The sequence below is a fragment of the Schlesneria sp. genome (assembly GCF_036405755.1).
GTDB classification, from domain to species: domain Bacteria; phylum Planctomycetota; class Planctomycetia; order Planctomycetales; family Planctomycetaceae; genus Schlesneria; species Schlesneria sphaerica.
The window spans coordinates 21,853-27,958 of sequence record NZ_DASWWZ010000637.1; the positions used below are offsets into that span (position 1 = coordinate 21,853).

Consider the following 6,106-nt stretch of genomic DNA (forward strand, 5'->3'; position numbering starts at 1 on the left):
TCTGCTTCAGGGGAGCAGCGGAAAGACTGTCTCGTCGCAGTCGCTGATACTGGCCGGTCGGAATTGCGTCAGGCCTTACTTCTTCTTCGAGAACGCGGTGTAGACTTCCCGCAACTTGGCTTCGAGGTTCGAAGCATCAAGGTTCGTCTCCGCGACAACTCCATTCGGATCGACCAGCCACATCGTGGGGAGCGTGTTCACTCCGTAGTAGACTGCAACAGGTGAATTCCAACCTCGTTGTGCCTTGCTGGGGAAGAAGATCTGCTGCCAGTCGAGGTTCGTCTTTTCGACGAACGATTCGACAGCGCTTTCTTCCAGATCCAGATTGACCCCCACCACGGTGCAGGCCTTCTTGTACTTGGCGGTCACTTCCTGAATCTTGGGAAGCTGCTGGACAAACGGCTGAGCGTTGGACGCCCAGAACACGACCAGAACCATCTTCCCCTTGTAGGCTTTCAGATCGATGTCGCTGCCGTCGATGCCAGGAGCACTCAGCTCAAGCTCATTTCCGGTCAACTGCATCCGTCGCAGGACTCCTTCGGCCTGCTGCCCCTGCGGTGATTGAGCAAATTTCGAGGTGAGCAGACCGTAACAGGTGCGTGCCTCTTCCAGTTGTCCATTGTTCTCACAGCTGCGTGCGGCGGCCATCAACAGAGGAACAGATCGGGGTTGTTCGTCGGGGAACCGCGTGGCGTAAACCTGTGCACGCTTGGAAAATTCTGTCAGCCATCGAGGCTCTTTCGTGCCGTAGCGAAGGGCGTTGGCGTGTGCCAGATTGACCAGCGTGAGTGCGGCTTCGGACGCAGATTCCGATTTGGGATTCCGCTCAAAGAACAGGCTTTCCGCTTCATAGAGCGATTCAATGCTTTCCTTGTCCCCCTGAAGCGCGAGTTGCAGGCGGGCGTCGAGCAGATGATGCACGGCGGCGCAGAACAGCGGTTCCTGTTCAGGGTTCTTGCTGGTCTTCTGAAGGCACTCTTCGGCCAACTTGATAACCTGCAGATTCCGCTCGCGGCGAATCCCCTTGCTGTGCTCAATCGCCTGGGCCAGCTTCTTTTCCTGCTCGGGCGTCAGGGGTTGTTCGTCGTCTTCGAAGTCTTCCGATTCGTTGTCATCGTCATCTTCGTGAGGAAGTGGCAACAACCGGACCCGCTGAATTTCGCTCAGCAGCCACTCGGGAGAGCCTTTATCAGCGACTTTTCGTGCTGCGGGATCTTCGTCGGGCAAGGTACCTGGTCGTTTCCCGCCCAGAGCCTTTGGAACCAGATTGGCTCCTGCTTTGGCAGCAGCCTGCGAGACCTTCCCTTTCTTATCAGCTCCCTTACCGTCAGGACCGGGAACCGCCAGCAGTAAAGCTCCGTCTTCCTCATTCATCCGGGAAGCCATCAGCGGATCATCCGCATTTGTGTCAGCAACCGGAGTCGAAGCCGTACCACAGCCGGTCAGCATTACACTCAGCGAGACGAAACCAAAAACCCAACCTCGAAGTAGAAATCGCATGGCTCTCCATCCCTTGAGAGACCGAAAACTCAGCTGAAGCGAATAGACAAAACATCGCATCCAGCGCCAGTAGCCGGGTTTGTAGGCCAAAACCGGCAATTACTGCAAGAGGGACTCCATTTCCTCCAAAGAGGCCACGATGTCTCCCCTCACCCCTCGCAGGGGGGCCAATCACGCGAGATCCGATCGGGTTCGTCTCAAGCCGGGTGACCTTAAAGCGAGTGCAGGAGTAGAGCACTCACGCGAACAAGACGAAGCACCGAAGTGATTCTGGTCGTGCTTGCCAGCGGGCTTTGGGAAAGCTCCGAACCAGTGGCGCGCCAATTGCGTTATCAATCGACAGTCCATCTTCCCAGGTGCTAGTCAGGAGATCTCTCGATGGCGAAAAAATATGGTGCTCTCGCACAAAAGAAGGTCAAAAAAGCAGTCCACGAGATGAAGACAGGCAAGCTTCGCAGCGGGAAAAGCGGCAAGATGGTAACGAGCCGAAAACAGGCGATCGCGATTGGATTGTCGGAAGCGAGAAAAGAGGGAGGAAAAGTCCCCGCGACGAAGTCTGCCAAGAAGAAAACGCCCAGCAAGAAAAAAACCTCCAAGGAATAGGGGACGGTTCGCACAAGCCGCGAGTCTGAGTCTGGTCATTGTCAGATCACCGATGTCCTGGCTGACGACTCCCCTGCGGGGTCCGAACAGTGGCTGCACATAAGAAGAATCATCTGGCACCGGGACTCCGGCGCCTGATCTCGGGTTGCGTCACCCTACCGACCATAAGCCACGGCCGGATCGACCGCTCGGGGTGCAATGCGGCCCCCCGGACTTCTATCTCGGTGACGCTCCTCCGCAACGAGCGAGAATTTGTGCGATCACCGTCCTGTCATGTGGTGACAGGGACAATCTGATAACTTTCCGACCACAGTCACCTTCGTCACAACGGGCTCTCAAGTTCAAGCCTCCCTCAGGGGTAGAGCACATTCTAACCCGGACGAGCGTCGTATCACGGATTCTAAAAGCCCGTAAAGGCTGGCAGGCTGAGGAGCCATTCGTCACACTACCCTCGGACCCCGAACCGGGGCAGGGGATGGCCCTCGCGTCTGATCTGGGTCGATGGCCAGTGGAGACGAGGCCCCGCAAGTTTCGTTCAGGAAATATTAGCGTTGACGATGGAAACACCGGATATCGATTCTGACGAACTCAGGCGGGCCGTCATTCAACAGCTGCAGGGATTTCGCCGGGCTGGACTGACGCATTGGAGTCGAATCGACCCCGTCGTTCCTGACCCCCCCGTCGCACCGGGTGGTTCTCCGCCTCAGTCTCAGGCGTCGGATGTGACTTCCCAGCCTCGCGCAGGGACCAGCAGCACTGTGGCCAAGTCCCCGCTGATTCAGGCGACCTCGAATTTAGCGGGCGCGACACATGGCGGACCCACGTTGCTCTCAGAAGTACTCGCACAGCCGGGTCGCTCTGCCGTCCCTGACGTGAGTGCGAAAAAGAGTCCGGACAGCAGCTTGTTTCCTATTGTCCACGAACCGTTTAAGCCTTTGAACCTGCCGCTCGCCGAGCGGGTCGCGGGTCTGGCGGCGCTGGCTGAACGTGTCAAAAATTGTACTCGTTGCCATGAACTGGCCAGTACCCGGACGCAAACCGTGTTCGGAGTCGGGAATCCCCAGGCCAGGATTCTGTTCGTCGGCGAGGCCCCCGGGGCGGATGAGGATGCTCAGGGTGAGCCCTTTGTCGGAAAATCAGGGCAGTTGCTGAACGATATTATTAAGGCCTGTCGGCTTCGCCGCGAAGACATTTACATCTGCAACGTACTTCGATGCCGCCCCCCGGGGAACCGACTTCCCGCTCCTGACGAAGCGGCCAACTGCCGCGAATACCTCGACGGGCAGATCGCGCATGTGAATCCCGAATACATTGTCTGCTGGGGCGCCTGCGCCGCGCAAAACCTGCTTCGCTCGACCGAAGCGATTGGAAAGCTGCGAAAGCGATTTTTCACGTACGGCAACGCGAAGGTGATCTGCACTTACCATCCTTCGTATCTGATGCGCAATCCCGCAGCCAAGAAAGACGTCTGGGACGACATGAAAATGTTGTTTCTCGATATGGGAATCGATCTCATGAAGAAGTAAAGTTGGATGCGTATCAGCGTTTGTCGTCTCATCCTCTGCCGGGCCGCGGAACGTCGTTCTGTTGAATGAAGCCGAGACGGAACGCGCCCACTGAAAGTCACCGCGAATTTCTGTGAGTCTCAGCACCGCCTGATCGAGTCTCAACCGGTACGAACAGAACAGGGACTTCGAGTCTATTCAACTCAACCTTCTAACAAGGTCCATCTGCAAGCACATTCAGTCTATTTTTCGTGCAATGAAGAATGGAACCCCAGACGCAATTGAGCGGCATGGCAGTTGCCTCTACAAATCGCATCGGTGAATTTGCCCGGAATCCGAATGATTTGCTCCGAAGGCAAGCGGTTTCTGCCTGAAGTTTAGGCGATATTATTGGGATTCAACGAAAGCAGGGGCGAACGACGACAATTTAGAGTCTCCAGCCGAAAGATGAGAAATGCTCGCTGCCACAGACCCCGCGCATAATCGAGTCCCGAAGGACGTCGCATTTCCCGACTACGATACGGCTGGTTTCTATGATGAGATGTTTCTGGAGGGTGGGCAGCCTCGCCCCCGGGGGGAATTGCTCGCGTCGCGTCTCAAGGGGCTGACCGACGGTGAACTGACCCGACGGCAGCGTGTCGCCGACCAGGCCCTGCTGAATATGGGGATCACGTTCAATGTCTATGGGCACGAAGCGGGTACCGAGAAGATCTGGCCCTTTGATCTGATCCCCCGCATCATCGAAGGAGCAGAATGGAAGTTCATCGACGCGGGGTTGAAGCAGCGCATCCGCGCGTTGAATCGCTTTATCGACGACATCTATCACGAGCAGACCATTGTTAAAGAGGGGATTTTCCCGGAGTACATGGTCACTTCGAGCCGGAACTTTCTGAAGCAGTGCGTTGGACTCAACCCACCCGGAGGAATCTGGTGTCACATTACAGGGACCGACCTTGTCCGTAATGCGGATGGGACGGTTTACGTTCTGGAAGACAACCTGCGATGTCCGTCGGGAGTTTCGTATGTCCTTGAAAATCGCGAGGTCATGAAGCGGACGTTCCCGCAACTATTCAACGGGCTGTCGGTGATGCCAGTTGAGGACTACCCTGAACAGTTACTGAAGATGCTTCAGCACATCGCCCCCCCGACAACGGACGAACCAACCGTCGTCGTGCTGACCCCGGGAATTTATAACTCAGCCTATTTCGAGCACTGCTTTCTCGCACAGCAAATGGGCGTCGAACTGGTCCAGGGTCCCGATCTTGTCGTGACGAACGGTTTCGTCCATATGAGGACCACACGAGGCCTCGAACGTGTGGACGTCATCTACCGCCGGATCGACGACGAATTCCTCGACCCACTTTGCTTCCGTCCCGACTCGTGCCTGGGTGTCCCGGGGTTGATGGACGTCTACCGCGCCGGCCGTGTGGCGCTCGCCAATGCACCGGGGACCGGAATCGCCGACGACAAGGCGGTCTACGCCTATGTGCCTCAGATGATCAAGTATTATCTGGGCGAAGAGATGCTGTTGCCGAACGTCCCGACATACCTTTGCGCCAACGACGACGACCGCAAATATGTGCTTGAGCACATTGCCGAGCTGGTGGTTAAACCGGCTAACGAATCAGGCGGGTATGGAATTCTTGTGGGTCCGCGAGCGTCGAGTGAGCAGTTGGCGAAGTATCGCGAGCTGATCTCCACAAATCCTCGTAACTACGTCGCACAGCCAACACTGTCGCTTTCGCGCGTGCCAACCATCGTAGGAGATCATCTGGAAGGCCGACACGTCGATTTGCGACCCTACATTCTTTACGGCGAAGACGTTTACATTCTGCCCGGGGGACTGACCCGGGTGGCGCTGGTGAAAGGATCACTGGTCGTCAATTCCTCGCAAGGAGGAGGCAGTAAAGATACATGGGTTCTGAAGAACGGAACGCCACGCGTTTGACGTTACGTCCTTCCCGAGAGATTACCAATCATGTTGAGCCGTGTTGCCGATTCGATTTACTGGATGAGTCGCTACGTGGAGCGAGCCGAGAACGTGGCTCGCTTCATCGATGTCAATTTGAATTTGTCGCTGGATGTCGGTCCTGAGATGGAACGGCACTGGGATCCGCTGATCTATACAACCGGCGACCACGCTGATTTCCAGAAGCGCTACCCCGAGGGAACGCAGCAGAACGTCATTCACTTTCTGACGTTTGATACCGAGAATCCCAACTCGATTCTCTGCTGCCTGCGAACGGCGCGCGAAAACGCACGGACCGTCCGTGACATGATCAGTTCCACGATGTGGGAAGAACTCAACAAGTTCTTTCTGCTTGTCAAAACCGCATCGCAGCCTCAAGTGCTGGGTTCACCCTTCGACTTTTTCGCCCAGATCAAACTATCGGCCTATACCCTCGACGGAGCGGTGCAGTCGACGCTCTCGCATAACGAGGCATGGCACTTTCACCGGATGGGCCAACTGATTGAGCGCGCCGACAAGACCTCGCGTA

5 protein-coding genes are annotated in these 6,106 nt (G+C 56.4%); 4 read left to right on the forward strand and 1 reads right to left on the reverse strand.

All coding sequences use genetic code 11. The features are described from left to right. Window positions 1-75: 75 nt before the first annotated feature. Window positions 76-1,500 (reverse strand): redoxin domain-containing protein, encoded by a 1,425-nt coding sequence (locus VGE80_RS21275; RefSeq protein ID WP_440594039.1) that lies wholly within the window; start codon window positions 1,498-1,500, stop codon window positions 76-78. A gap of 378 nt (window positions 1,501-1,878) precedes the next feature. Between VGE80_RS21275 and VGE80_RS21280 the strand changes: the two genes are divergently transcribed. The 4 genes from VGE80_RS21280 to VGE80_RS21295 all read left to right on the forward strand — a co-directional run. Continuing rightward, complete coding sequence (locus VGE80_RS21280; protein WP_440594040.1) at window positions 1,879-2,103, forward strand: DUF6496 domain-containing protein; 225 nt, start codon at window positions 1,879-1,881, stop codon at window positions 2,101-2,103. Window positions 2,104-2,660: 557 nt separating this feature from the next. Continuing rightward, window positions 2,661-3,629, forward strand: a complete 969-nt coding sequence (locus VGE80_RS21285; protein WP_397571897.1) for a uracil-DNA glycosylase — start codon at window positions 2,661-2,663, stop codon at window positions 3,627-3,629. A gap of 433 nt (window positions 3,630-4,062) precedes the next feature. After that, window positions 4,063-5,556, forward strand: coding sequence for a circularly permuted type 2 ATP-grasp protein (locus VGE80_RS21290; protein WP_373652860.1), 1,494 nt, complete (start codon window positions 4,063-4,065; stop codon window positions 5,554-5,556). A 30-nt stretch (window positions 5,557-5,586) separates the two neighbouring features. After that, the coding region (locus VGE80_RS21295; protein ID WP_440594041.1) for an alpha-E domain-containing protein at window positions 5,587-6,106 on the forward strand (520 nt) is incomplete at its 3' end.

Bases quoted from the DNA above. Each gene is read 5' to 3' on its own strand.
- VGE80_RS21275 (WP_440594039.1), bottom strand. From the start codon at position 1,500: ATGCGATTTCTACTTCGAGGTTGGGTTTTTGGTTTCGTCTCGCTGAGT.
- VGE80_RS21280 (WP_440594040.1), top strand. From the start codon at position 1,879: ATGGCGAAAAAATATGGTGCTCTCGCACAAAAGAAGGTCAAAAAAGCA.
- VGE80_RS21285 (WP_397571897.1), top strand. From the start codon at position 2,661: ATGGAAACACCGGATATCGATTCTGACGAACTCAGGCGGGCCGTCATT.
- VGE80_RS21290 (WP_373652860.1), top strand. From the start codon at position 4,063: ATGCTCGCTGCCACAGACCCCGCGCATAATCGAGTCCCGAAGGACGTC.